This window comes from Microbispora bryophytorum (genome assembly GCF_006874465.1).
GTDB classification, from domain to species: domain Bacteria; phylum Actinomycetota; class Actinomycetes; order Streptosporangiales; family Streptosporangiaceae; genus Microbispora; species Microbispora bryophytorum.
Genome location: NZ_VIRL01000029.1, coordinates 1 through 23,602, shown reverse-complemented (window position 1 = coordinate 23,602; position 23,602 = coordinate 1). Strand labels below are relative to the sequence as shown.

Here is a 23,602-nt window from a genome sequence, read left to right as displayed (position 1 = left end):
TTCAGGCGATGGAGCCGGACCAGTTGCCGGCGGCGGCCTTGTAGACGCCGTAGGTCTCGCCGTCGAAGTACGGGGAGACGCTGGTGTCGATCCGCTTGTTGCCGTCGGTGTCCGAGACACCGCTGGTGACGCCGTTGAGGTAGCCGAGCCGCTTGGCGCTGCTGTACCGCAGGAGCCACGACGAGCCCGAGGAGCCCTCCCCGGTGAAGGACGACTTGACGCCCACGAGCTCCTCGCCCTTGACCGCGGGGGCCTTGGCGGCGAAGGTCTTGCCGTACGACCACTTGAGGGTCTGGCCGGTGAAGGCGTGGTTGCCGTCCGGGTGCGAGCCGCTCGGGTAGCCGAACACGTAGACCGAGCTGCCGACCTTCTGGTTGTAGGCCAGGCCCTGGGCGCCGACGTTGCTCTCGAGCCGGCCGGCGTCGGTGAACTTGACGACGTAGTACTTGCCGCCCTTGCTCTTGCGCAGGAAGCGGTCGTGGCCGGTGTAGGTCTTCTTGTCGACCTGCTTCCAGCTCCACTCGGCGACGTTGCGCAGGTCGCCGCCGCGTCCCGCCTTGATGCCGTTGTAGACCGTCACGAAGGCGTAGTCGCGGTCGCCGTCCTCGTAGACGTCGAAGTCGTAGTGGGTGTAGGCCGTCTTGCCGACGTAGATGCCCCACGGCGCCTTGCCCTGGTAGTAGCCGGGGATGAAGACCCAGCGGTCCATGGTGGCCCGGTTCGTCTTGGTGTCGTAGACGCAGTGCCCGGCCGTGGCGACCAGGTTGCCGTACTTCGAGTGCACGGAGGTCGCGCTGCACCAGTGCGGCCTGCCGTCGCCGCCGCGGAAGAAGACCTTGCCGGTGGTGCGCGGCAGGTTCACGTTCTTCAGGCTGCCGGCGGACTTTCCGCCGCCGGTGGCGGAGACGGTGCCGGGCTTGCTGTCGGCGGACGGCCCGCCGGTCGAGATGTGCTTGGCGCTGACCTGGCTCTCGTACCCGTACGGGGTGGCGTGGACCAGGTTGGAGGCCTTCTGGTTGAGCCAGTAGGCGATGACGTTCTTCGCGGCGAGGCCGCTGCCGGCCAGAGTGTCGTGGGCCGTGTCACCGGCGGCCTGAGCGGGGACCGCCATCGTGGCCCCGACGAGGCCGGCGACGGCCACGCCCCCGATGGGGAGGATCAGGCGCTTGACTCGCGTGTTCATGAATCTCCAGGTGCTGTCGTGGTACGCCACATGCGTCCCACCCGTCAGTAAAGGGCTAGTAAAGACATTACCTCTCGCCTTTATCCGTGTTTTACGTGCTTTCAGGAACGTCACGCACGTGACTTTTCCGTGATTCTCGACACCGCTTGTCAAGGTCGAAGGCGCGCCGGGCGATCAGTGCAGGTCCACTCGAACGACTTCCGTGTCAAGTCGAGCACTCGGCGCAGCCGGGGAGGGGGAGGCGGTGTGATGCAGATCACATTCAGAGGGGCTCGTCCCAGGGAGAGGTCAGTCGGTGGCCTGCTTGCTCGCCTGGGCGTACACCCGCTGGGTCAACTGGTTGAAGTAGGGCGTCGAGACGGCGTCGAGCCGTCCACCGCCGCTGAGGTTCCAGGTCAGGCTGGTGATCCCGGTGAGGTAGCCGGTCCTCGTGGTGGCGTTGTAGCCGATCACCCACGGGCCGCCGCTCGCGCCGGCGGTGAACGGGCACCCCGGCAGCCGCACCCCGTGTTCGAGCTGCCAGGTCGGCGCGCTGACGAACTTCTTCTCGGTGGTGCCGTTGCACGACGTCACCGTCTGGCCGGTGTACGGGCGGCTGCCGTCGGGATTGGCCCCCGCGGGATAGCCGAAGACGTAGGTCGATCGTCCGAGCGGCTTGCCGGAGGCGAATTTGAAGGCGCCGGCCTTGTCCTCCAGCCGGCCCGCGTCGACGGACCGGTACTTGAGCCTTCCGTTCTCCACGTACGGCTGCCAGGAGAAGCCCCGGTGCACGGTCACGAAGGCGTAGTCGCGGTCGAAGTCGCCCTGGCCGGCGAAGTCCTCCTGCATGTAGAGCGTGTGGCCGACGAAGATGCCGGAAGGGGCGACGCCGTCGTGGTAGCCGGGGATGAAGACCCAGTTCTGCACCGGCTTGTCCTGCGACAGCGCGTACGCGCAGTGCCCGGCGGTGGCGACGAGGTTGCGGTGGGCGGAGTGCACCGCGGAGGCGGAGCACCAGTACTCCTTGTCGCCGACCTTGAAGAACACCTTGCCCACCATCGGCGGGGAGGCCACGGGTGGAGGCGCCGCGGTACGCGGGGCCCTCGCGCGGGTCTTCGCGTCTCCCGGGCCCACCTCCGCCGCGGAGGTCGTGCTCCTGGTCGAGCGCGACGGCTTCGTGCTCGGCACGTAGCTGCTCGCCTGCTTGAGCCGCTCCGGGCTCCAGTAGGCCGCCACCCGCCGCTCGTCCGCCTGGGTGGGGGCGAGGGGGAAGGCGCTGACCCCGTTCTTGTTGACGCCGGTCACGGCGGAGACCGGAGTCGTGGCCACGCGGGACGCGGCGGTCGCGGGAACGGCCGGTCCATGACTCCACAGCACGGCGACCGCACTCGCGGCGGCGACGACGCCACCGGCGGCGAGTGTGAGCTTCCTGGTCACCGTGAGCCTCTCGGGGCGGAGATATGGACTGTAAGGGGTGATTTTTCCAGATCCATACGGTTGTGGCACACCTTCTTGTCCAGCTCGTTATGAATCGAGCGGAACTGGTGTGTTCTGTGGTACGCCACGTTTCCGGTGAGGTCCGGAGTGGACGCTTGCCCTGGAGGTCTCCTGTGAGAACGCTGGTCACCAGCGGAAACGGGGGGATCGCATGAAACCGCTGCTTGTCCTACTGGCCGGTGCGGCACTGGCCGCCGGCCCCTCTGCCCATGCCTGGGCCCAGCCGGGGGCCTCCGGCGACGCCGGGACGGCCGTCCCGGCGCGGGCGGACACCTTGCCGGCTCCACCGCCGCCCGAGGTCGCCCTGCGGGCGTCCCGGCCGGCCGCCTCCGGAGTGCGGGCGGTGATCCTGACCGTCGCGGACGGCGAACAGGCGGAGCCGCCGAAGCGGTCGGCCTTCCTGAACTGCGCACCGGTGGGCGGTTCACACCCGTCGGCGCAGAAGGCGTGCGCGTGGCTGAACAGGACGGGTCCCGACCCGAGCGCCCTGCGGGTGAACGCGGCCCAGCCCTGCACGATGATCTACGCACCTGTCACGGTCACCGCCAGCGGCATATGGGACGGGAAGTACTTCCAGTTCCGGCGCACCTTCGGCAACGACTGTGAGATGCGGTCGGCCGCCGGGGTGCTGTTCGACTTCTAACGGAGACAGTCGACCGTACACGGCGTACAGCGAACGTAAAGGTGATTGGGGGAGCCGGGACACGAGGAGCCCGGCGGGACGTCCCGCCGGGCCCCCGCCCGACCGGATGGCCGTGCGTCACACGTCCGCGGTCACTGTGTCGGTGCGGGTCCGGCGGGACGGCCGGAGTAACGTTCTGGTATGTTCGCCGTCACCGCCACACAGACCGATCCGGACGACCCGATCAAGGGCCTGACGCTCGGGGAGCACCCCGAACCCGTCGCCGTTCCGGAGGCATGGACGACCGTCACGGTCCGGGCCGCCGCGCTCAACCACCACGACCTGTGGACCCTCAAGGGCGTGGGGATCAGCCGGGAGCGGCTGCCGATCGTGCTCGGCTGCGACGCGGCGGGGGTGGACGAGGACGGCGACGAGGTGATCGTCCACTCCGTCATCGGCACGCCGGTCGACGGGGACGAGACCCTCGACCCGGCACGTTCGCTGCTGTCGGAGAAGTACGACGGGACGTTCGCGGAGAAGGTCGCGGTGCCCCGCCGCAACCTGGTGCCCAAACCCGCGGCGATCTCCTTCGAGGAGGCCGCCTGCCTGCCCACGGCCTGGCTGACGGCGTACCGAATGATCTTCGACAAGGCGGGGCTGGAACCGGGCTCGACCATCCTCGTCCAGGGCGCCGGTGGCGGCGTGGCGACCGCGCTGATCGCGCTCGGCCGGGCCGGCGGCTTCCGCGTCTGGGCGACCAGCCGTTCCCAGGACAAGCGGGAACGGGCCCTCGCGCTCGGCGCCGACCGGGTCTTCGAGACGGGCGCGCGGCTGCCCGAGCGGGTGGACGCCGTCATGGAGACGGTCGGCGAGGCCACCTGGAAGCACTCGCTCAGCTCCCTGCGCCCGGGTGGCCGGATCGTCACCTGCGGCGCGACGAGCGGCATGGTCGCCCCGACGCAGCTCGCCCAGGTCTACTTCCTGCAGAAGTCGATCATCGGATCCACCATGGGGACGCGCGAGCAGCTCGCGCGGCTCGCGGTGTTCCTTGAGCAGACGGGTGTCCGGCCGGCGATCGACCGGGTGCTGCCCCTGGCCGCGGCGGAGGAGGGCTTCGCCGCCATGCACCGGGGCGAGGTCTTCGGCAAGGTGGTCTTCACGATCTGACGGCCTCTCCCTGCCGGTCGCGCCGGTCACCGGTCACGCCGGTCAGGGGTGCAGCGCCCGGCGGATCCGCTCGGCGGCCTCGTCGAGGGCGGCCCGGCACTCGGCCAGGGCCCGTTCGTCGGGCACGCCCGCGGCGGAGGACCGGTGGACGTCGGCGACGAAGTCGGCCAGCATCCGGCTGAGCGCGGCGTCGTGACCGCCCTGCCGGCCGCCGCCGAACCCCCAGGACTCCTCCCAGATCCGCCGCCACTCGTGCTGCCAGCGCTCGCTCTCCTCCTGCCACTGGCGCTTGTGGCGGCGCCACTCCTCCTTCTGCCTGCTCCATTCCTCCCTGGCGTGGTCGCGCTGCCGCCGCCACTCCTCCTTCTGCTCACGCCGCGCGTCACGGCCGTCGTGGCCGATGTCCTTGGCCATCTGGGTGAGCTCCTCGCGCAGGGAACGCACGGTCTGCCGCACATCCTCCTTCACCTCGCGCGCGATGTCCTGGACCGAGGCGGTGATCTCCTGCTCCAGGTCGGCGAGCTCGTCCATCCGGTCGTGCAGCTCGGCCCGCCCCTTGTCGGTCAGCGTGAAGACCTTCTTGCCGTCCACGACCTCGTGGGTGACCAGGCCCTCGTCCTCCAGCCGGGCCAGCCGGGGATAGATCGTGCCGGGGGAGGGGGAGTAGACGCCGAGGAAACGGTCCTGCAGGAGCCGGATGACCTCGTAGCCGTGCCGCGGACTCTCCTCCAGCAGCTTCAGCAGGTACAGCCGCAACCGGCCGTGCCCGAACACGGGGCTCATGCTCTCTCCTCGCCGTGTTCCCTCGTTCGCTCGCTGCGCTCGCTCATGCTCTCTCCTCTTCTCGCCTGCCGGCGGGCGGGCCGCTGAGCAGGGTGACGGCGCCGGACATGGTGGTCGCCGTGAGGGACGCCATGCCGCCGCCCAGCCGGCCCCTGAGCGAGCGGGTCCCCGGCGCCGAGGTGATGTGCAACTCGGGGAAGGCCGACTCGACCCTGCCCGAGGTCGTGTGGACGGACACGTCGGTGTCCACGTCGTGCGGGAGCCGTACGACGATCGAGCCCGACACGCTGTGCATGGTGACGTGACCGGTGGGCTCCAGTTCGAGGTCGGCGGTGACGCGGCCGGACACCGTGTTCGTGCGCAGCCGCCTCGGCCGGCCTTCGGCCACGGTGAGGTCGCCGGAGATGGTGGAGAAGGACAGATCGCCGGCCAGTCCACGGCTTTCCACCGAGCCCGAGACCGTCTCGGCCTGCACCTCGCCGGTGACGTTGTCGAGGACGATCTCCCCTGACACGCCCTTCACGCCGGTGCTCCCCTCCATGCCCGCCACCACGGCGGAGGCGGAGACGACCCCGGCCTGCACGGCGCACGTCTTCGGCACGGTCAGCGTCAGCGTGGTCCTGCGCGGGCCCGGGCGTAACCAGCCCAAAATCCCGTCCCACGTCAGGTCCTTGTACGCGACGGTCAGGCGGCCGTCGTCGTCGTTGTGGGTCACGACCAGCGGCGAGCCGTCCACCTCCGTCACCTCAAGGGTCGGTGGGCCGTCACTGGCCAGCACGGCCAGCCGACCGGCCACGACGCGCACGTTGAGCGCGGTGACCTCTCCGAACGTCAGCCGTCCGGGAGAGTCGATCGTCCATTGGGGCATCGCTCGGGCCCTTCCACGCGTAGTCCTGCGCCCGCGCGGGTCGGCGGCCGCGCGGACGAACCATCCACAAACAAGATATATCGCGTTTGTGCGAAGTCAAGATGTATCGCGTTTCCGGCCGCGTCGGTCGTCCCCGTCAGTCGTCCCGGTTCGTCCCGGTCAGTCGTCCTCGTCCAGGCGCGCGAGCCAGGTGGCCAGCCGCTCGACGGGCACCTCGAACTCGGGGTTGAGGTCCACGAACTCGCGCAGCCGCTCCGCGAGCCAGCCCACGCTGATCTCCTCCTCGCCGCGGCGCTCGACGAGCTCCTCGATCCCCCGGTCGGTGAAGTACATACCTCGCTCCAGTGAATGTCCTGATCATGGAGAGAGGTCCCCCACGGGCGTGGGGGACCTCCTCAGCGGTGCGGGATCCCCGCTCAGTCGAAGATCTCGCTCAGGATGCCGTGCAGTTCCTCGTCGTGCTTGGCGTGCGAGCCGACGGCCGGCGAGGAGTTCGGCGTACGCGAGACCCTGCGGAAGGTGCGGCCCCCGAGCAGGTCGGGCTTCTCCACCATCTTCAGGCTGAGGTACGGCCACGGGCCCATGTTGACGGGCTCGTCCTGTGCCCAGAGCAGCTCCGTGTCCGCGCCGTAGCGGGCCAGCTCGGCCTTGAGCGGGTTCTCCGGGAACGGGTAGAGGCGCTCCAGGCGGACCAGCGCCACGTCATTCCTGCCGTCCTTCTCGCGCCGCGCGAGCAGGTCGTAGTAGATCCTGCCTGAGCAGACCACGACCTTGCGGACCGCCGACGGGTCCACCTTCGAGTCGCCGATGACGGGGCGGAAGGCGCCGGAGGTGAACTCCGAGGTGGCCGAGGCCGCCGCCTTGAGCCGCAGCAGCGACTTGGGCGTGAAGATCACGAGGGGCTTGCGCCGATCCGACAGCACCTGCCAGCGCAGCAGGTGGAAGTAGCTCACCGGGGTGCTCGGCTGCGCCACCGTCATGTTGTCCTGCGCGCACAGCTGCAGGTAGCGCTCGATGCGGGCGGAGGAGTGGTCCGGGCCCTGGCCCTCGTAACCGTGCGGCAGCAGCAACACGACCGAGGAGCGCTGGCCCCACTTCTGCTCGCCCGACGAGATGAACTCGTCGATGATCGACTGAGCGCCGTTGGCGAAGTCGCCGAACTGCGCCTCCCAGGCGACCAGGGCGTCCGGGCGGACCACGCTGTAGCCGTACTCGAAGCCCATCGCGGCGAACTCGCTGAGCAGCGAGTCGTACGCGTAGAACTTCGTGGTGCCCTGGTTGAACGTCTTGAGCGGGGTGTGCTCCTCGCCGCTGACCCGGTCGACCAGCACGGCGTGACGCTGGCCGAAGGTGCCGCGGCGGGAGTCCTGACCGACCAGGCGGACCGGATGGTCGTCGATGAGGAGCGACCCGAACGCGAGCAGCTCACCGGTCGCCCAGTCGATCGCGTCCTCGGCGATCATCGCGCCGCGGCGCTGGATCACCGGGGCCAGCCGCGGGTGGATGGTGAAGCCCTCGGGCAGGTTGAGCTGGGTGTCGACGACCCGCTTGACGACCTCCTCCGAGATCGCCGTCTTGGTGTCCTCGTGCGACCACGGGATCACCTCGTCGGGCTCCGGCCGCACGACCGCACCCGGCTGGAGCGGCTGCTTCGTGGCCTCCCGGGTCTCGGTGAAGGCCCGTTCGAGCTGCTCCTGGTAGTCGCGCAGGGCCTGCTCGGCCTCCTCGACCGTGATGTCCCCGCGGCCGATGAGGGCCTCGGTGTACAGCTTGCGGGTCGAGCGCTTGGCGTCGATGAGGTCGTACATCAGCGGCTGCGTGAACGCCGGGTTGTCGGTCTCGTTGTGACCGCGCCGCCGGTAGCAGATCAGGTCGATGACGACGTCCTTGAGGAACGTCTGTCGGTATTCGTAGGCCAGCCGGCCGACCCGCACGACCGCCTCGGGGTCGTCGCCGTTCACATGGAAGATCGGCGCCTGGATCATGCGCGCGACGTCGGTGGCGTACACGCTCGACCGCGAGGAGGCGGGCGAGGTGGTGAAGCCGACCTGGTTGTTCACCACCATGTGGACGGTGCCACCGGTGCGGTAGCCGCGCAGCTGGGACAGGTGCAGGGTCTCGGCGACCACGCCCTGGCCGGCGAACGCCGCGTCGCCGTGGACGAGCACGGGCAGGACGGTGAAGCCCTCCTCGCCGCGCTCCAGCAGGTCCTGCTTGGCCCGGACCACGCCCTCCAGAACGGGGTCGACGGCCTCCAGGTGCGAGGGGTTGGCGACCACAGAGGTGCTGATCTTGTTGCCGTTCGGCGCCACGAAGTCGCCGCTCGCGCCGAGGTGGTACTTCACGTCGCCGGAGCCGTGCGCGCTGCGCGGGTCGATGTTGCCCTCGAACTCGCCGAACACCTGGGCGTACGACTTGCCCACGATGTTGGCGAGCACGTTGAGCCGGCCGCGGTGGGCCATGCCGATGACGACCTCGTCGAGACGCTCGGCCGCCGCGCAGCTGATCACCGAGTCGAGCAGCGGGATCAGCGACTCGCCGCCCTCCAGCGAGAACCGCTTCTGGCCGACGTACTTGGTCTGCAGGAAGGTCTCGAACGCCTCGGCCGTGTTGAGCCGGCGCAGGATGTTCAGCTGCTCCTCGCGGCTGGGCTTGGCGTGCGGCTGCTCCACCCGCTCCTGGATCCAGGCCCGCTCCTCGGGGTTCTGGATGTGCATGTACTCGATGCCGATCGTGCGGCAGTACGAGTCGCGCAGCACGCCGAGGATGTCGCGCAGCTTCATCAGCGGCTTGCTGCCGAAGCCGCCCGTCGGGAACTCGCGCTCCAGGTCCCACAGTGTCAGGCCGTGCGACTGGATGTCGAGGTCGGGGTGCTTGCGCTGGCGGTACTCCAGCGGGTCGGTGTCGGCCATGAGGTGGCCGCGGACCCGGTAGGCGTGGATGAGCTCCAGCACACGCGCCGACTTGGCCACGTCGTCGTCGTGGGTGGCGGAGATGTCCTGGACCCAGCGGACCGGCTCGTACGGGATGCGCAGCGACTCGAAGATCTCGTCGTAGAAGTCGTCGGCGCCGAGCAGGAGCTGGTGGATGCGGCGCAGGAAGTCGCCCGACTGGGCGCCCTGGATGATCCGGTGGTCGTAGGTGGAGGTGAGCGTCATCACCTTGCTGATGGCCAGGCGGGACAGGGTCTCCTCCGAGGCGCCCTGGTATTCCGCCGGGTACTCCATCGCGCCGACGCCGATGATCGTGCCCTGGCCGGGCATCAGCCGCGGCACCGAGTGGACCGTGCCGATCGTGCCGGGGTTGGTCAGGGAGATCGTCGTGTTCTGGAAGTCGTCCACGCCGAGCTTGCCCGCCCGGGCCTTGCGCACGATCTCCTCGTACGCCACCCAGAACTGGCGGAAGTCCATGGTCTCGGCCTGCTTGATCGAGGGCACGAGCAGCTGGCGGCTGCCGTCGCTCTTCTGCACGTCGATGGCGAGGCCGAGCCCGACGTGCTCCGGCTTGACGAGGACCGGCTTGCCGTCCGCCTCGCCGTACGAGTAGTTCATGTCAGGCAGCGACTTGAGCGCCTGGACGATCGCGTAACCGATGACGTGGGTGAAGGAGATCTTGCCGCCACGGCCGCGCGACAGATGGTTGTTGATGACGATGCGGTTGTCGACCAGCAGCTTCGCGGGGACCGCGCGGACGCTCGTGGCCGTGGGAACGACGAGCGAGGCCTCCATGTTGGCGGCGGTGCGCGCGGCGGCGCCGCGCAGCTTCTCCTCGACCGCGCCGGCCGGGGCCGGCTGCTTGGCGGGCGCCTTTGCCTCGGGCTTCGCCTGCGGCTTCGGCTGCGGGGGCGGGGGCGCCGTCTGCGGGGCCGGACTCACCGGAGCGGGAGCCTGTGGCGCCGCCGTCGTGGTCGCGCCGTTCGCGGCGACCGCGGACTTGGACGGAGCGGGCTTGGCCGTCCCGTTGTAGTCAGCGAAGAAGTGCCACCAGGCCTGGTCAACAGACTCGGGATCTTCGAGATACTTCTGGTACAACTCATCGACAAGCCACTCATTTTGCCCAAAGCTTGCCAGTGGGTTTGACCGCGACGACTCAGACGACACGGCGGAAATCGCCCTCTTCCGCAGATCGGCGTTGATGTTGATGAACCTGTCCAAGGCTACTCGCCTCGCACACCGACGTGCGCCCCGGCGGGTCGCAGGTCCCGGCCCATCCTCCCAGGATCGATAAAACAGGTCACGCGCGGATAGCCCGTCTGGGTGGTGAGGTGCCTCTTACCCTCTGGTCACATCAACTGGTCAGCCGATGAGCCGCGACCCGATCCGGATATTGGGATCTATATCGGACAGCATACCCGCGAGGTCGTCGCCCGCGGCACGCAACGCGTCCAGAGAGAGCGGTTCGAGGCGCTCCAGAAGGAAGAGCGCGTCCACCGTGTCCTCGGTGATCCTCGTCCTGACGCACTGCCGCCAGTTCCACCGCCGGCAGGTGACGCCCGCGTCGTCGCGCCACACCACCTCGCCGATCCCCGGGTCGCCCAGCGCCTCCTCCGAGGGCTCGTCGCCCGCGGCCCGCACCAGCCGGGCGACGCCCTGGTAGCGGCGCAGGTCCTCACCGCCGATCGGCAGGCCGTGCCGTACGGACACGCTGTTGTAGGCGTCCACCACCAGGTTGATCTCCGGGAGCGGCATCCGGCGCACCAGCGCGTCGACCGACGGCCGGGTGCGCTGGGGCTTGGCGCCGAAGGCGCGGTAGGCCGTCCGCCAGGCCTCGATCCTCTCGTCGTCCTGCGGCACGGCGTGAACCGCCGCGTCGGCGAGCCAGGCCCGCGAACGATCGTCGGACGGCCCGTTGCGCAGGCCGTACGCGCAGACCACCAGGACGGCGAAGTCCGGACGCAGCGCCGTGACGGCGTCGTCCACCCAGATGTCGTCGATCACGCCGTTCACTTTATGGGCAGGCGCGCGTCGCCACCGCGTCGCCACCGCGTCGAGCCCGGTCAGGGCCGGGTCACGCGGTCGCCGGCCGGGCGGGGGGCGTAGAGTCCGGCCTCATGCCGGAATCGCCACGTGTGCTCGCCGTGCAGAACGGCGCGAACGGGGGCCCCGGGCGGTTCGGGGAATGGCTGGACGCCGCCGGGGTCGCGGTCGACGTGGTCACCGCCTTCGACGGGTCGCCCCTCCCGACGCGGCTGGAGCACGACGGCCTGATCGTGCTCGGCGGCGGTTACCTGCCGGACGACGACGACAAGGCGCCCTGGCTGCCGTCCGCCCGTGCCCTCGTCGAGCAGGCCCTCGCCCGGTCGGTGCCGTTCTTCGGTATCTGCCTGGGCGGGCAGATGCTCGCCTCGGTCGGCGGTGGGAAGGTCCAGGGCGAGGCCGGGGCGCCCGAGCACGGCAGCACGTCCATCACCATGAGGGCCGAGGCGGCTGACGACGTGGTCTTCCGCGGGCTGCCCGCCGCCGTGCCGGCGATCGAGAACCACATCGACGCCGTCACGGCCCTGCCGCCGGACGCGGTCTGGCTCGCCGAGACCGAACGCTGCCCCTACCAGGCCTTCCGGCTGGGCGAGCGCGCCTGGGGCGTGCAGTTCCACCCCGAGGCCGGGCCCGAACGCATCCGGCGGTGGGACGTCGAGCACACCCGCAGGCGGGGTCTCGACCTCGACGAGCTGTACGCCTCCGCCGTGGCCGACGATCCGCTTTCGCGGGCCGCCTGGCGTGAGGTGGCCTCCCGTTTCGCCGCCCTGGTCAGGGACGGACGGTCCTGGCCTGGGCGCGGGGCCTGAGCGGAACCGGCCGCCGCCCCTTCTGGGGGCGGCGGCCGGGTCTTTCCGATCCGGGTGCGGATCGGGTCAGGCGCAGGCGGTGCCGTTCAGCGTGAACAGGCCGGGCGTCGGGTTGGCCCCCGGCGCGGCCTTGCCGTTGAAGCCGAAGGTGACCGACTGGTGCGGCTTGATGGTCTTGTTCCAGGTCTCGTTCGCGGCGGTCACGGTCGCCGCCTCCTGCGAGAACTCGGCGCTCCAGCTGTGGTCGATCTCCTGGCCGCCCAGGAACGACCACTTCAGCGCCCAGCCGTCGATCGCCTTCTTGCCGGTGTTCTCGACGGTGACCTGGGTGGTGAAGCCCGCCGGCCACGAACCGTGGGTGGTGTAGGTGACCTTGCACTCCACGGCGGGAGGCTTGACGCCACCGTCACCCTGGTCGGCCACGAACGCCGAGATCCACGACAGCGGCGAGTTCCAGTTGATCGTCAGCTCGTTGGTCGCCCAGGAGCCGATGTCGTCGATGTAGCAGAACTGCGCCACGCAGCCCTTGAGCTTCGCCTGGGCCACCGGGTCCTGGATGGCGGAGTTGGGGCCGCCCGCGAGCGTGCCGCGCGGCGGGTTCGGCAGCGAGGTGTCCAGCGAGTGGGCGTACCACCTGGTGTGCTGGTTCTTCGACGCCACCTCGCCGTAACCGGTCACGTACGACTGGTTGAGCGCGTTGCGGCCGAAGATGTAGTCGATGCCCTCCAGCACGCCGTCGCGATACTTCACGTCGCCGGTGAGGTCATAGGCCGTGGCGATGACCACCAGGTTGTTGACGACGATGCTGTTCGATCCCCAGTCGTAGGCCGTCGTGTCGTACGGCAGGCCGTACGGGTGGGCCTTCAGCACGGCGAGGTACTTGTCCGCGCCGGCGACCACCGAGGCGCGCACGGCGTCGCGGCCGGGCAGGTCGTTGGGCACGGTGGCCAGGTCGAGGCGGCCGAGCGCCGCGACGTTGCCCCAGTCCATGGCGCCCGTCTTCCAGATGTCGGCCGTGTGGTGCGGGGAGGCGAGGACGAAGTCCTTGTACTCCTTGTCACCCGTGGTGATGTAGAGCTCGGCCGCCGCCCAGTAGAACTCGTCGCTGACGTTGGCGTCGTCGTAGGTGCCGCCGCCGACGCCGTCGGAGGGGGAGGCCAGCAGGTTCGGGTTCGCCTTGGCCGCCGTCCACGCCTTCTTCGCCGCAGCGAGGTTCTTCGCGGCGAACGCGGCGTCGTACGGCGCGAAGATCCGGGCCGCCTGGGCGGCCGTCGCGGCGAGGTTGAGTGTGGCGGCCGTGGAGACCGGGTGCAGCTCGCGCTTCTGCTCGTCCAGGTGCGGCAGCAGCGGCAGGCCGGTCCAGTTCTCGTCGTGGATCTTGTGGTGGACCATGCCGTCGGTCCGCTGCATCTTCAGCAGGAACTCCTGCTCCCAGCGGGCCTCGTCGAGCACGTCGGGGACGTCGTCGCCGCTCTCGGGGATGTTCAGGCTCCCGATCGGCTTGGCGGTCGCGGCGTTCTTGGTGCGCTCGAACTCGCTCATGAGCTGGGCGACCGAGATGCCGCCGTTGACGACGTACTTGCCGTGGTCGCCCGCGTCGTACCAGCCGCCGGACACGTCGAGGGAGTAGTCGCAGACGCCCGGCTGGCAGGGCACGTTGGTGTCGCCCTTGTTGGGGGCGACGCCCGCGTGGCCGGCGGGCCTGCCGTACCCGGGACGCAGGGCGTCGTCGATCGCGATTCCGCTGCGCTGGGTGTAGTAGAACTTCAGCGCGTCGAGCTTGAGGCCGGCGTACGCGTCGGGCTTGATGTCGAACGGCCGGCTCGTCTCACCGTCGGCGGTCAGCGTGTAGCCGGTCCCGGCCTTCGTGTACGTGCCGAAGTCGATCGAGTGGACGTTCTGCCCGGAGCTGGCGTCGACGCCGCGAGGGGTGGTCGTGCCGTGCGAGACGACGGTCCCGGCGGAGTTCTTGAGCTGCCACGGCAGCGCCTCGGCGGCGTCGGTGACCAGGGTGGCGTTCTTGGGACCCTTGGGCAGGTAGGCCACCTGGTTCACCCGGACCCGGGGGCCGGTGTCGGGCGTGTAGACCTCCGGCGGCGCCCCGCCCTTGAGGGAGACGTTGTCCACGCAGAACCGCCACGCCGTCGCGCTGCCGCCGATCTGGAAGACGACCTGCGCGTCGGGCAGGTCGACCGGCGAGGTGAACGTGTAGCTGTAGGTGTTGCCCGAGACGCTCAGCTCGGGGGCGGCCGACACGTACTGCGTGTAGGGGTCGATCGGGAGCTGGACGTACGCCCTGGCGACCTTCCCGGGGTTCGCGGTGGCGAAGAAGCTGAAGGCGTAGGTCTCGTCCTTCACCAGCGGGATGTCGTTGACGCCGACGATCGCGTCCCAGGGGTTGGTCGTGCCCGCGGGGACGTCGGTGCAGAGCCGGCCGTCGGACAGCTCGAAGTTCAGGTTCGCGGTGTGCCACCACGGATCGGTGGTGGTGTCGAACGTGCCGTTGGGGATCTGTTCCGGACCCTCTTCCGCCGTGGCGGGAGGTGCGCCGGTCAGGCACGCCGTGGCCAGTGCCACCACGGCGAGAATGCCGATTCGTCTGAGCACAATGGTCCTCGGGGGAGTGGGAGCGCTCCCAAAGCGGTGAGCGACTCGCATGCTTCCTCCGGGTTTCCGCGGACGTCAACGATCACCGCGGCGAGACGCGCCTGACCGGCCATTGCGAGGGGGCACGGCTGAAACTTACATTTCTGCAAAGAGGATTCTGCAAAGATGTCTTTGCAATGTTAGCGTCACCCGTATGGATCACGAGGTCTTCCACGTCCACGATCCCCGCACGCTGAAGGCGGTCGCCCACCCGCTGCGGGTGCTGCTGCTGGGGGAGCTGCGCACGAACGGCCCGGCGACCGCGACCGAGCTGGCCGGGCGCCTCGGCGAGAGCTCCGGCTCCACCAGCTATCACCTGCGCCAGCTCGTCAGGTATGGCTTCGTGGAGGCCGATCCCGGCCAGCGCGACCGGCGCGAGCGGCGGTGGCGGGCGATCCACCGGTTCACCGCGTGGAGCGACGTGGAGATGGCCGCGACCGCCGAGGGCCGGGAGGCCGCGGCGTTCCTGCGGCGGCGCCAGCTCGAAAAGCTCACCGCCGACGTCGAGAACTTCGAGCGCGAGCGCGACCTGTGGAGCGAGGCGTGGGCCGAGGCCGCCGGCATGTCCGACCTGGTGGTGCGGCTGTCGCCGGCGACGGTGACGTACCTCTACGAGCGGATGTCGGCCATGCTCCTGGAGGCCGCGGAGCGGGACCGGGACGACCCGGACGCCCGCCCGGTCGCGGTCCTGCTGGCGGCCCATCCGCGCCGCGACCCGGCGGCCGGTCATGGATGAGCGGATCACGGGCGAGCCGGTCACGGGTGAGCCGGTCACGGATGAGCGGGTCACGGGTGAGCCGGTGATACATCAGCGGGAGCCGCTCGCCGAGACCCCGCGGCCGGGCCTGCGCGAGCACGGGCGCTACGCCGCGATCGAGTTCCTCACCTGGCTGCCGACCGGCCTGATGCTGGCGCCGATGGTGCTGCTGATGTCCGCCAGGGGGCTGGACATCGCCGAAATCGGCCTGGTCACCGGGGCCTACTCGGTCACGATCGTCGTGCTCGAACTGCCGACGGGCGGGCTCGCCGACGTCCTCGGCAGACGCCCGGTGCTCGCCGCGTCGGCCGTCGTCAGCGTGGTCGCGCTGGTCGTGATGGCCCTGGCGCACTCGATGTGGCCGTTCCTGGTCGCCTCCGTGCTCAAGGGCGTCGCGCGTGCGCTGTCCAGCGGGCCGGCCCAGGCGTGGTACGTCGACACCCTGCACGCCCGGTACGGCCCGGCCGCCGACCTGAAGCCCGGGCTGGCGGCCGGCAACGTCGCGGGCTCGGCCGCCCTGGCGCTCGGCACGCTCGCCGGCGGCCTGCTCCCGCTGGCCGTACGCCGGGACCCGCTCGCCGCGCCGATCTGGGCGGGGGCGGGGGCCGCGCTCGTCCTCCTCGTGGCCGTGCTCGTGCTCATGCGCGAACCGAGCCGTGCGGGGAGGGCGCCCGCCCGGGTGGCGGTATGGGCGGCGGTACGGGTGGCCGAAGTGGTCCGCGACGTGCCGGTCACGATCGTCGCCGGGATCCGGCTCGGCCTGGCCGACCGCGCCCTCGGACGATTGCTGCTGCTGGCCGCCGGGGCCGGCGTGATGCTGAACACCATCGAGCTGCTGACCCCCGGACGCCTCGCCGCCCTGACCGGAGGATCCGAGACGGGCGGCGCGGCCTACGCCTTCGTGACCTTCGCCGGCTTCGCCGCCGGCGCGCTCGGCAGTTCCCTCGCGCCGCCGCTCGCCCGGCTCCTGCGCGGCTCGGTCCGCGCGGCCGCCTCGGCCACGGTCGTCACGGGGGCGGCGGTCGCCGCGCTGGCCGCCTCGACCGTCCTGCGCGGCGCGGCCGGGGTGGTCGCGACCGGGGCGACGTACGTGCTGCTGTTCACCGCGCTCGCGGTCGCCTCCCTGCTCAGGTCCGAACTGCTGCACCAGCGGGTCGCCGCCGATCGGCGGGCCACCGTGATGTCGGTGGACTCCCTGCAGCTCCAGTTCGGCGGCATGCTCTCCTCGCTCTGCCTGGTGCCGCTGTCGGGCATCGCCGGCGTCGGCCCCGTCTGGGTGCTCACCGCCGTGGTCGTCCTCGCCTCCGCCCTCCTGTACGTGCGCCTCCCCGCCGGTCCCGCTCCGAGGCACCCCCAGTAGAACCAAATTCGGTAAGGCGGCACAATCAGGCGGGCAGGGCTGCGAGAAGGGCGGGGAGCCGATGCGCAAGGTGATCGTGACCGCGGCGAACGAGGCGCAGCGCGCGGCGTGGCTGGGCGGGGAACTGCCCGAGGTCGAACGGGTGCGGCCGGGGCTGTGGTCGATTCCCGTCCCGATCCCGATCAATCCGCTGCGCTACGTCCTGGTCTACGCCCTGGAGGTTCCGGACGGGGTCGTGATCATCGACGCCGGATGGAACACCGAGGAGGCGTACGACGCGCTCGTCGCGGGGCTCGCCACGGCCGGATACGAGATCACCGACGTGAGGGCCGTGCTGGTCACGCACATCCACCCGGACCACTACGGACTGGCCGGACGGGTCCGGGAGGTCTCCGGCGCCTGGATCGGGCTGCATCCGGCCGACGCCCGCAACCTGCACGACCGATACGACGAGTCGGCGATCGAGTCGCTCGTGCGGCGGGAGCGCGCCCTGCTGGTCAGGTGCGGGGTGCCGGACCTGACGGCACAGGAGCTCGCCGGCGCGTCGGTGATGCTGCGCCAGTTCGTCACGATGGCGACGCCCGATCGGCTCATCGAGGACGGCGACCGGCTCGACCTGCCCGGCTGGGACCTGCGGGCGATCTGGACGCCCGGCCACTCGCCCGGTCACCTGTGCTTCGTGGAGCAGGAGCGTCGCCTGCTGTTCTCCGGCGACCACGTGCTCGCCCGGATCACGCCGATGGTCGCCGTGCACCCCCAGTCGGCGGCCAACCCGCTCGCCGACTACCTCGACGCGCTGCGGGCGGTGGGCAAGCTCGACGTCGAGGAGGTGCTGCCCGCGCACGAGTACCGCTTCCTGGAGCTGACGAAGCGGGCGGACTACGTCATCGGGCACCACGAGGAGCGGCTGGCGGAGGTGCGGCGGGTCGTGGCGGAGGGCGACGGCTCCACCTGCTGGGACATCGCCACCCGGCTCACCTGGTCGCGCAGCTGGGAGGAGATCCCCGCGCACATGCGGCGGGCGGCCAACAACGAGACGCTCGCCCACCTGGTGTGGCTGGAGCAGCGGGACATGGTCACCCGCGTGCCGGGCGAGCCCGACCTCTGGCACGCGCCGTCCGCCTGACGCGGACGCGCGGGCCGTACCGGCCGGACGTGGCCGAGGCGGCGCTCGCGGCCGGCTGGGTGGCCGTGCCGCCGCCGCGGCAGGAGACCGAGGTCAGGGTCGCCGTCGCCCACCCGCGCACCGGGCGGCCGACTACTCCTGGCGGCACCGCCGTCGAAGGATAAAGTGCTACCAGAACCTTGTTCTCTTTATCGAAGGGTGGCGCCATGTCGGCTGCTGAGGGGTCCGAGCTGAGGTTCGACGGAAGGGTCGCGATCGTCACCGGAGCCGGGCACGGCCTCGGCCGGTCGCACGCGCTGCTGCTCGGCCGGCGCGGGGCGAAGGTCGTCGTCAACGACCTCGGCGGCGCGCTCGACGGCACCGGCGCGTCCTCAGGGCCGGCGGCGGAGGTCGCCGAACTGATCGTGAAGAACGGCGGCGAGGCGGTGGCCAGCACCGACGACGTCGCCACCCCGGAGGGCGCGGAGGCGATCGTGCGGACGGCGCTCGACGCGTTCGGCCGCGTCGACGTCGTCGTCAACAACGCCGGCATCCTCCGCGACCGCTCGTTCGGGAAGATGACGGTCGAGGAGTTCGACGCCGTGATCGCCGTGCACGTGCGTGGCTCGTTCCTGGTGAGCCGCGCGGCGTTCCCGCACATGAAGGAGCAGGCGTACGGACGGATCGTGAACACCTCCTCGCCCGCCGGGCTGTTCGGCAACTTCGGCCAGGCCAACTACTCGACGGCCAAGATGGGCCTGGTGGGCCTGACCAAGACGCTCGGCATCGAGGGCGCGCGGGCGAACATCAGGGCCAACGCGATCGCCCCCGTCGCGTGGACGCGGATGACCGAGACGCTGCTGCCCGCGGAGTTCGAGAGCCGGTTCGCCCCCGAGCGGGTCAGCCCGCTGGTGGCCTACCTGGCCCACGAGAGCTGCGAGACCAGCGGCGAGGTGTTCTCGGTCGGCGCCGGGCGGATCGCCCGGGTGTTCGTGGCCGAGGGGCCCGGCTGGCGGACCGACGACCTCACCGCCGAGGCGATCCGCGACAACTGGGAGTCCGTCATGGCCGAGCAGCCCCATCTCCCGACGAAGCTCGGCGAGCAGGCCGCCGCCTCCCTGCAGGCGATGCTCTGAACCCCTCTGGCTTTATCTGGCCTCTCGCGTCCGGCCGGGCCGTCAGAGCTCCTGCGCCTGCTCGTCCGGGCCGGTGACGTCGCGGGACAGGTCCCCGGGCCGCCGGGGCGCGGGCGCGCGGCCGGGCGGCTGCCTGACCCGCAGGTCCGGGAAGGGCGCCGGCGCGTTGCGCCGGGCCTGCGGCTGCGCGCCGAGCGTGAACTCCTCGCCGTGGTGCGACAGTGTGAGGGGCTTGCCGTGCAGGAGCCGGTACGTCGTGCCGTCCGGGGTGACGTCGATCCGCAGCAGGCGGCCCCGGTAGCGGACGCGGAAGGTGAGCCGGGTGATGCCCGAGGGCAGGCGGGGGGCGAAGCGGATCCGTCCCCCCTCCGCCCGCATGCCGCCGAACCCGGCCACGAGCGCGATCCACGCCCCGGCGAGCGAGGCCATGTGGACGCCGTCGCGGGTGTTGTGCTCCAGGTCGCGCAGGTCCATCAGCGCGGCCTCGCCGAGATAGGCGTAGGCGAGGTCGAGCTGCCCCACCTCGGCGGCGAGCACGGCCTGGGTGCACGACGACAGCGAGGAGTCCCGCACGGTCAGCGCCTCGTAGTAGGCGAAGTTGCGCGCCTTCTGCTCGGGTGTGAACGCCTCGCCGCACAGGTGCATGGCCAGTACGAGGTCGGCCTGCTTGACGACCTGCTTGCGGTACAGGTCGAAGTAGGGGAAGTGGAGCAGCAGCGGATACCGCTCGGGTGCGGTGCCCGCGAAGTCCCACACCGCGTGCCGGGTGAACCCCTCGTTCTGCTCGTGGACCCCCAGCCGCTCGTCGTACGGCAGGGGGATCGCGGCGGCGCAGTCGCGCCACATGGCTGTCTCCTCCAGCGTGACCCCGAGCCGCTCGGCCTGGTCGAGGTGGCGTATGGCCGCCGCGGCGGCGGCCCGCAGGTTCCGCCGGGCCATGACGTTGGTGTAGACGTTGTTGTCCGCGACGGCGCTGTACTCGTCCGGCCCGGTCACGCCGTCGATGCGGTAGCGGCCCTCGGCGTCGTGATGGCCGAGCGCGCACCACAGCCGAGCGGTCGCCACGAGCAGCGGCAGGCCGAAGTCGCGCTCGAAGCCGGTGTCCTCGGTCGCGTCGACGTACTGCGTGACCGCGGTGGCGATGTCGGCGTTGACGTGGAAGGCCGCCGTGCCCGCCGGCCAGTATCCCGAGCACTCCTCGCCGTTGATCGTCCGCCAGGGGAAGGCGGCCCCGGCCAGCCCGAGCTGCTCGGCCCGCGCCTGGGCGAGGGGCAGGATCGAGGCGCGCCACATCAGGGCGTCGGCGGCGGCCCGGGGGTAGGTGTAGGTGGCCACCGGCAGTACGAAACTCTCGGTGTCCCAGAACGCGTGGCCGTCGTAACCCGAGCCGGTCAGTCCCTTGCCGGGGATGGGCCGCCGCTCCAGCCGGGCCCCCGCCTGGAGCAGGTGGAACAGCCCGAAGCGCACGGCCTGCTGCACCTCGGCGTCGCCCTCGACCTCGACGTCGGCGCCCGCCCAGAAATCGTCGAGGAAGGCGCGCTGCTCGACGCACAGGCCGTCCCACCCGGTGAGCCGGGCCGCCGCCAGCGCCGCCACGACCTGGTCGTGCATCGCGGGCCTGGACCGTTTGGCCGACCAGCCGTAGGCGAAGAACTTGTCCAGCCGCAGCCGCTCGCCCGGCACGAGCCGGGTGGCGATCGTGACCCGGCTGACGTTGCCGCCGCCGTCGCACTCGACCCGGGTGCCGTCCGGGCCGTCGATCTCGTGACGCATCCCCGCGGCGAGCCGCAGCCTGCTGGCCCTGGTGGAGTGGACCATGACGCACACGTTGTTGCGCGCGGCGACGTTCTCCTCCAGCACCAGCGGCGCCTCCAGCGCGGCGGCGGCGCGGGGGTCGGCGGTCGGCGGCGGCACGGTCTCGTTGGCCACCAGCTCCGACTGGACGACCACGTTGAGCGGCTGGTCCACCGGCTCCACCTCGTAGCGGACCGCGGCCACGGCCCGGTGGGTGAAGGACACGAGCCGGGTCGAGGTGACGCGCACCTGCGCGCCGGTCGGCGAGCTCCAGCAGGCCTTCCGGATGAGCGTCCCCGCCCGCAGATCGAGGATGCGCTCGTGTGAGTGCAGCGTGCCGTACCGGACGTCGAACGGCTCGTCGTCCACGAGCAGCCGGATCAGTTTGCCGTTGGTGACGTTGACGACCGTCTGGCCGGACTCGGGGTAGCCGTAGCCCGCCTCGGCGTACGGCAGCGGGCGCAGCTCGTAGAAGGAGTTGAGGTAGGTGCCCGGCAGCCCGTACGGCTCGCCCTCGTCGAGGTTGCCGCGCAACCCGATGTGCCCGTTGGACAGCGCGAACACCGACTCGGTCTGGGCGAGCACGTCGGTGTGCAGGTGGCACTCCCGCACCGACCACGGCTCGACGACGAAGGCAGGATGTTTGATCATTTGTCGTCCAGCAGTTCGGAGAGGTCCGTCACCACCGTGTCGGCGCCGTTGTCGCGCAGGGCTTCGGCCTGATGCCCGCGGTCCACGCCCACCACGAGGGCGAAGCCGCCCGCGCGCCCGGCGGCGACCCCGGCCAGCGCGTCCTCGAACACCGCGGCCTCGGCCGGTGCGAGCCCGAGCGTCTCGGCGGCGGCGAGGAACATGTCGGGGGCGGGCTTGCCGGCCAGGCCGCGCTCCCTGGCCACCTCGCCGTCGATCCGCGCGTCGAACATGTCCTCAAGACCGGCCGCGGCGAGCACGCGCGCGGTGTTGGCGCTGCTGGAGACGACCGCGCGGCGCAGCCCGGCGTCGCGGACGGCGCGCAGGTAGCGGGCCGAGCCCTCGAAGACCTCCACGCCCTGCCGGTCGAGAATCGCCTGGACCAGCTCGTTCTTGCGGTTGCTCAGGCCGTTGACGGTGGGCGTGCCCGGCGGGTCGTCGGGCTCGCCCTCGGGCAGGACGATGCCCCTGGCCTCCAGGAATCCCCGCGTGCCGTCCAGGCGCTTCTTGCCGTCGACGTACCGCTCGTAGTCGCCGGTCTCGTCGAAGGGCACGTACGGCGTGCCGGTGGCGACCGCCCGCGCGCGCAGGTACTCGTCGAACATCTCCTTCCACGCCGCGGCGTGGATCCGGGCCGTGCGCGTGAGCACCCCGTCCATGTCGAACAGGCAGCCGCGCACCTCGTCAGGCAACCCAAGCATGTGCCCTCCTACCGTTTTCCATCCTCTCCTACCCCGCACACGAAACCTGACTTTTGTTGATTCCAGCGAAAGATTGCATCACTTCGATAAAAGGCCTTCCCCCGTTAGCGGAAAAGGGGTACGTTTCCAGCCAATTACCGGGACGCGGAGGCGTACGTGAAGAGGACCACCAGCAGGCCGGAGAGCGCCCACCAGGCCGCACTCCTGCGGTTGCTGAGAGACGGCCGGCGTTCCCGTGCCGAACTCGGCGACGTGGTGGACCTGTCGCGGTCGAAGCTCAACGTCGAGCTGGACCGGCTGATCGAGCTGGGGTTCGCCGAGCCCGACGGACTGGCGGCCTCACGCGGCGGCCGGCGCTCGGGACGCGTACGGCTGGCCAGTCACATCCGGTTCGGCGGGATCGACATCGGAGCCACCTCGATCGACGTCGCGGTCACCGACGGAGAGCTCCACGTCCTCGGTCACCTGAGCGAGCCCTGCGACATCAGACAAGGGCCCGCCGTCGTGCTCGACCGGGCCGTCGAACTGCTCGGCAAACTGAGCCGAGAGGGGCTCTTCACCGAGCTCAGCGGCGCCGGCATCGGCGTCCCCGGGCCGGTGAGCTTCGCCGAAGGCGTCCCCGTGGTGCCGCCGATCATGCCGGGCTGGGACCGCTACCCGGTCAGGGAGACGGTCGGGCAGGCGCTGGGCTGTCCCACAGTGGTCGACAACGACGTCAACATCATGGCCCTCGGGGAGCTGCACGCCGGTCTCGCGCGGCACGTCGACGACTTCCTGCTCGTCAAGATCGGCACCGGCATCGGCTGCGGCATCGTGGTGAACGGCAAGATCTACCGCGGGGTGTCCGGCAGCGCCGGCGACATCGGCCACATCCGGGTGGACGACCTCGGGCCGGTCTGCTCCTGCGGCAACTCGGGCTGTCTGGAGGCGTACTTCGGCGGCGCCGCGCTGGCGCGGGAGGCCGTCGCGGTGGCCCGCTCGGGCGGCTCGCCGTACCTGGCCGAACGGCTCGCGGCGGTGGGCACGCTGACCGCCGAGGACGTCGCCGTCGCGGCGGCGCAGGGCGAAGCGGGCGCGATCGGGCTGATCCGCGACGGCGGGCGCCGGGTTGGCCAGGTGCTGGCGAGCCTGGTCAGCTTCTTCAACCCCGGCCTCGTGATCATCGCGGGTGGCGTGGCCAAGCTCGGCCACGTGCTGCTCGCGGAGATCAGAAGCGTCGTCTACCGCAGGTCGCTGCCGCTCGCCACCGGAAACCTCCCGATCGTGCTGTCCGAACTCGGCGACACCGCGGGTGTCATCGGCGCCACCCGCCTCGTCAGCGATCACGTCTACTCCGCCAACTGAATCACCGTTGGGAGATTCCATGGGAGACGAACACCCCCTGCTCCAGATGAGGGGCATCGTCAAGCAGTTTCCCGGCGTGCGTGCGCTGGACGGCGTGGACCTTGAGGTCAGGGCCGGCGAGGTGCACTGTCTGCTGGGCCAGAACGGTGCCGGGAAGTCCACGCTCATCAAGATCTTGTCTGGTG

General features: G+C 70.7%; 20 protein-coding genes. 10 read left to right on the top strand and 10 right to left on the bottom strand.

Going from position 1 to position 23,602, the window contains the following annotated elements:
• Window position 1: 1 nt before the first annotated feature.
• Both FLX07_RS33275 and FLX07_RS33270 read right to left on the bottom strand, forming a co-directional pair.
• Window positions 2-1,183: a trypsin-like serine peptidase gene (locus FLX07_RS33275; protein WP_142575662.1), complete on the bottom strand. Its 1,182-nt coding sequence runs from the start codon at window positions 1,181-1,183 to the stop codon at window positions 2-4.
• Window positions 1,184-1,471: 288 nt separating this feature from the next.
• Entirely contained in the window at window positions 1,472-2,599 is a 1,128-nt protein-coding gene (locus FLX07_RS33270) for a trypsin-like serine peptidase (RefSeq protein ID WP_142575661.1), read from the bottom strand.
• Between the two features lie 211 nt (window positions 2,600-2,810).
• On the opposite strand from FLX07_RS33270, the gene FLX07_RS33265 reads away from it, so the two are divergent.
• Both FLX07_RS33265 and FLX07_RS33260 read left to right on the top strand, forming a co-directional pair.
• Window positions 2,811-3,302 carry an SSI family serine proteinase inhibitor gene (locus FLX07_RS33265; protein ID WP_142575660.1) on the top strand — a complete coding sequence of 164 codons (492 nt, stop codon included), beginning with the start codon at window positions 2,811-2,813 and terminating at the stop codon, window positions 3,300-3,302.
• A gap of 180 nt (window positions 3,303-3,482) precedes the next feature.
• Window positions 3,483-4,448, top strand: a complete 966-nt coding sequence (locus tag FLX07_RS33260; RefSeq protein ID WP_142575659.1) for a zinc-binding dehydrogenase — start codon at window positions 3,483-3,485, stop codon at window positions 4,446-4,448.
• A gap of 42 nt (window positions 4,449-4,490) precedes the next feature.
• On the opposite strand, the gene FLX07_RS33255 is transcribed toward FLX07_RS33260, so the two are convergent.
• The 5 genes from FLX07_RS33255 to FLX07_RS33240 all read right to left on the bottom strand — a co-directional run bounded on the left by FLX07_RS33255 (window position 4,491) and on the right by FLX07_RS33240 (window position 11,036).
• A complete protein-coding gene (locus FLX07_RS33255) occupies window positions 4,491-5,231 on the bottom strand; it encodes a PadR family transcriptional regulator (protein ID WP_142575658.1) in 741 nt (246 codons plus the stop codon).
• 43 nt (window positions 5,232-5,274) lie between these two features.
• The gene (locus FLX07_RS33250) at window positions 5,275-6,099 is read right to left on the bottom strand and encodes a DUF4097 family beta strand repeat-containing protein (protein WP_142575657.1); all 825 of its coding nucleotides are present in this window, start codon (window positions 6,097-6,099) and stop codon (window positions 5,275-5,277) included.
• A 159-nt stretch (window positions 6,100-6,258) separates the two neighbouring features.
• Window positions 6,259-6,432, bottom strand: a complete 174-nt coding sequence (locus tag FLX07_RS36760) for a DUF6104 family protein (protein ID WP_167748487.1) — start codon at window positions 6,430-6,432, stop codon at window positions 6,259-6,261.
• Between the two features lie 83 nt (window positions 6,433-6,515).
• Entirely contained in the window at window positions 6,516-10,199 is a 3,684-nt protein-coding gene (locus tag FLX07_RS33245; protein WP_142575709.1) for a multifunctional oxoglutarate decarboxylase/oxoglutarate dehydrogenase thiamine pyrophosphate-binding subunit/dihydrolipoyllysine-residue succinyltransferase subunit, read from the bottom strand.
• A gap of 195 nt (window positions 10,200-10,394) precedes the next feature.
• Complete coding sequence (locus FLX07_RS33240) at window positions 10,395-11,036, bottom strand: B3/B4 domain-containing protein (RefSeq protein WP_142575656.1); 642 nt, start codon at window positions 11,034-11,036, stop codon at window positions 10,395-10,397.
• Window positions 11,037-11,149: 113 nt separating this feature from the next.
• Between FLX07_RS33240 and FLX07_RS33235 the strand changes: the two genes are divergently transcribed.
• On the top strand, window positions 11,150-11,884 hold the full coding sequence (locus FLX07_RS33235) for a type 1 glutamine amidotransferase (RefSeq protein ID WP_142575655.1): 735 nt from the start codon (window positions 11,150-11,152) through the stop codon (window positions 11,882-11,884).
• A 66-nt stretch (window positions 11,885-11,950) separates the two neighbouring features.
• On the opposite strand, the gene FLX07_RS33230 is transcribed toward FLX07_RS33235, so the two are convergent.
• Window positions 11,951-14,491 carry a glycoside hydrolase family 9 protein gene (locus tag FLX07_RS33230; protein WP_308424438.1) on the bottom strand — a complete coding sequence of 847 codons (2,541 nt, stop codon included), beginning with the start codon at window positions 14,489-14,491 and terminating at the stop codon, window positions 11,951-11,953.
• A 193-nt stretch (window positions 14,492-14,684) separates the two neighbouring features.
• Here FLX07_RS33230 and FLX07_RS33225 point away from each other — a divergent pair, with 193 nt between their 5' ends.
• From FLX07_RS33225 to FLX07_RS33210, 5 genes are all read left to right on the top strand, one after another.
• The gene (locus FLX07_RS33225; RefSeq protein WP_167748486.1) at window positions 14,685-15,266 is read left to right on the top strand and encodes a winged helix-turn-helix domain-containing protein; all 582 of its coding nucleotides are present in this window, start codon (window positions 14,685-14,687) and stop codon (window positions 15,264-15,266) included.
• Window positions 15,259-16,647, top strand: coding sequence for an MFS transporter (locus tag FLX07_RS33220; RefSeq protein ID WP_142575653.1), 1,389 nt, complete (start codon window positions 15,259-15,261; stop codon window positions 16,645-16,647). Before FLX07_RS33225 ends, FLX07_RS33220 begins: the two co-directional genes overlap by 8 nt.
• A 61-nt stretch (window positions 16,648-16,708) precedes the next feature.
• Complete coding sequence (locus tag FLX07_RS33215) at window positions 16,709-17,773, top strand: MBL fold metallo-hydrolase (protein WP_142575652.1); 1,065 nt, start codon at window positions 16,709-16,711, stop codon at window positions 17,771-17,773.
• Window positions 17,774-17,802: 29 nt separating this feature from the next.
• Entirely contained in the window at window positions 17,803-17,937 is a 135-nt protein-coding gene (locus tag FLX07_RS38605; protein ID WP_263407713.1) for a hypothetical protein, read from the top strand.
• A 42-nt stretch (window positions 17,938-17,979) separates the two neighbouring features.
• Window positions 17,980-18,888, top strand: coding sequence for an SDR family oxidoreductase (locus tag FLX07_RS33210; protein WP_142575651.1), 909 nt, complete (start codon window positions 17,980-17,982; stop codon window positions 18,886-18,888).
• Between the two features lie 42 nt (window positions 18,889-18,930).
• Here the strand turns inward: FLX07_RS33210 and FLX07_RS33205 are convergent, their stop codons facing one another.
• Together FLX07_RS33205 and FLX07_RS33200 are read right to left on the bottom strand one after the other, a co-directional pair.
• Complete coding sequence (locus FLX07_RS33205; protein ID WP_142575650.1) at window positions 18,931-21,333, bottom strand: glycoside hydrolase family 65 protein; 2,403 nt, start codon at window positions 21,331-21,333, stop codon at window positions 18,931-18,933.
• Window positions 21,330-22,073 (bottom strand): beta-phosphoglucomutase family hydrolase, encoded by a 744-nt coding sequence (locus FLX07_RS33200; protein ID WP_142575649.1) that lies wholly within the window; start codon window positions 22,071-22,073, stop codon window positions 21,330-21,332. The genes FLX07_RS33205 and FLX07_RS33200 overlap by 4 nt, the downstream gene beginning before the upstream one ends.
• A 156-nt stretch (window positions 22,074-22,229) precedes the next feature.
• Here FLX07_RS33200 and FLX07_RS33195 point away from each other — a divergent pair, with 156 nt between their 5' ends.
• Together FLX07_RS33195 and FLX07_RS33190 are read left to right on the top strand one after the other, a co-directional pair.
• Window positions 22,230-23,417: an ROK family protein gene (locus tag FLX07_RS33195; protein ID WP_142575648.1), complete on the top strand. Its 1,188-nt coding sequence runs from the start codon at window positions 22,230-22,232 to the stop codon at window positions 23,415-23,417.
• A gap of 19 nt (window positions 23,418-23,436) precedes the next feature.
• The coding region (locus FLX07_RS33190; protein ID WP_142575647.1) for an ATP-binding cassette domain-containing protein at window positions 23,437-23,602 on the top strand (166 nt) is incomplete at its 3' end.

Excerpts from the sequence above, each read along its gene's own strand:
- FLX07_RS33275 (WP_142575662.1), bottom strand. The coding sequence starts at position 1,183 with ATGAACACGCGAGTCAAGCGCCTGATCCTCCCCATCGGGGGCGTGGCC.
- FLX07_RS33265 (WP_142575660.1), top strand. The coding sequence starts at position 2,811 with ATGAAACCGCTGCTTGTCCTACTGGCCGGTGCGGCACTGGCCGCCGGC.
- FLX07_RS33260 (WP_142575659.1), top strand. The coding sequence starts at position 3,483 with ATGTTCGCCGTCACCGCCACACAGACCGATCCGGACGACCCGATCAAG.
- FLX07_RS33255 (WP_142575658.1), bottom strand. The coding sequence starts at position 5,231 with ATGAGCCCCGTGTTCGGGCACGGCCGGTTGCGGCTGTACCTGCTGAAG.
- FLX07_RS33250 (WP_142575657.1), bottom strand. The coding sequence starts at position 6,099 with ATGCCCCAATGGACGATCGACTCTCCCGGACGGCTGACGTTCGGAGAG.
- FLX07_RS36760 (WP_167748487.1), bottom strand. The coding sequence starts at position 6,432 with ATGTACTTCACCGACCGGGGGATCGAGGAGCTCGTCGAGCGCCGCGGC.
- FLX07_RS33235 (WP_142575655.1), top strand. The coding sequence starts at position 11,150 with ATGCCGGAATCGCCACGTGTGCTCGCCGTGCAGAACGGCGCGAACGGG.
- FLX07_RS33225 (WP_167748486.1), top strand. The coding sequence starts at position 14,685 with ATGGATCACGAGGTCTTCCACGTCCACGATCCCCGCACGCTGAAGGCG.
- FLX07_RS33220 (WP_142575653.1), top strand. The coding sequence starts at position 15,259 with ATGGATGAGCGGATCACGGGCGAGCCGGTCACGGGTGAGCCGGTCACG.
- FLX07_RS33215 (WP_142575652.1), top strand. The coding sequence starts at position 16,709 with ATGCGCAAGGTGATCGTGACCGCGGCGAACGAGGCGCAGCGCGCGGCG.
- FLX07_RS33210 (WP_142575651.1), top strand. The coding sequence starts at position 17,980 with ATGTCGGCTGCTGAGGGGTCCGAGCTGAGGTTCGACGGAAGGGTCGCG.
- FLX07_RS33205 (WP_142575650.1), bottom strand. The coding sequence starts at position 21,333 with ATGATCAAACATCCTGCCTTCGTCGTCGAGCCGTGGTCGGTGCGGGAG.
- FLX07_RS33200 (WP_142575649.1), bottom strand. The coding sequence starts at position 22,073 with ATGCTTGGGTTGCCTGACGAGGTGCGCGGCTGCCTGTTCGACATGGAC.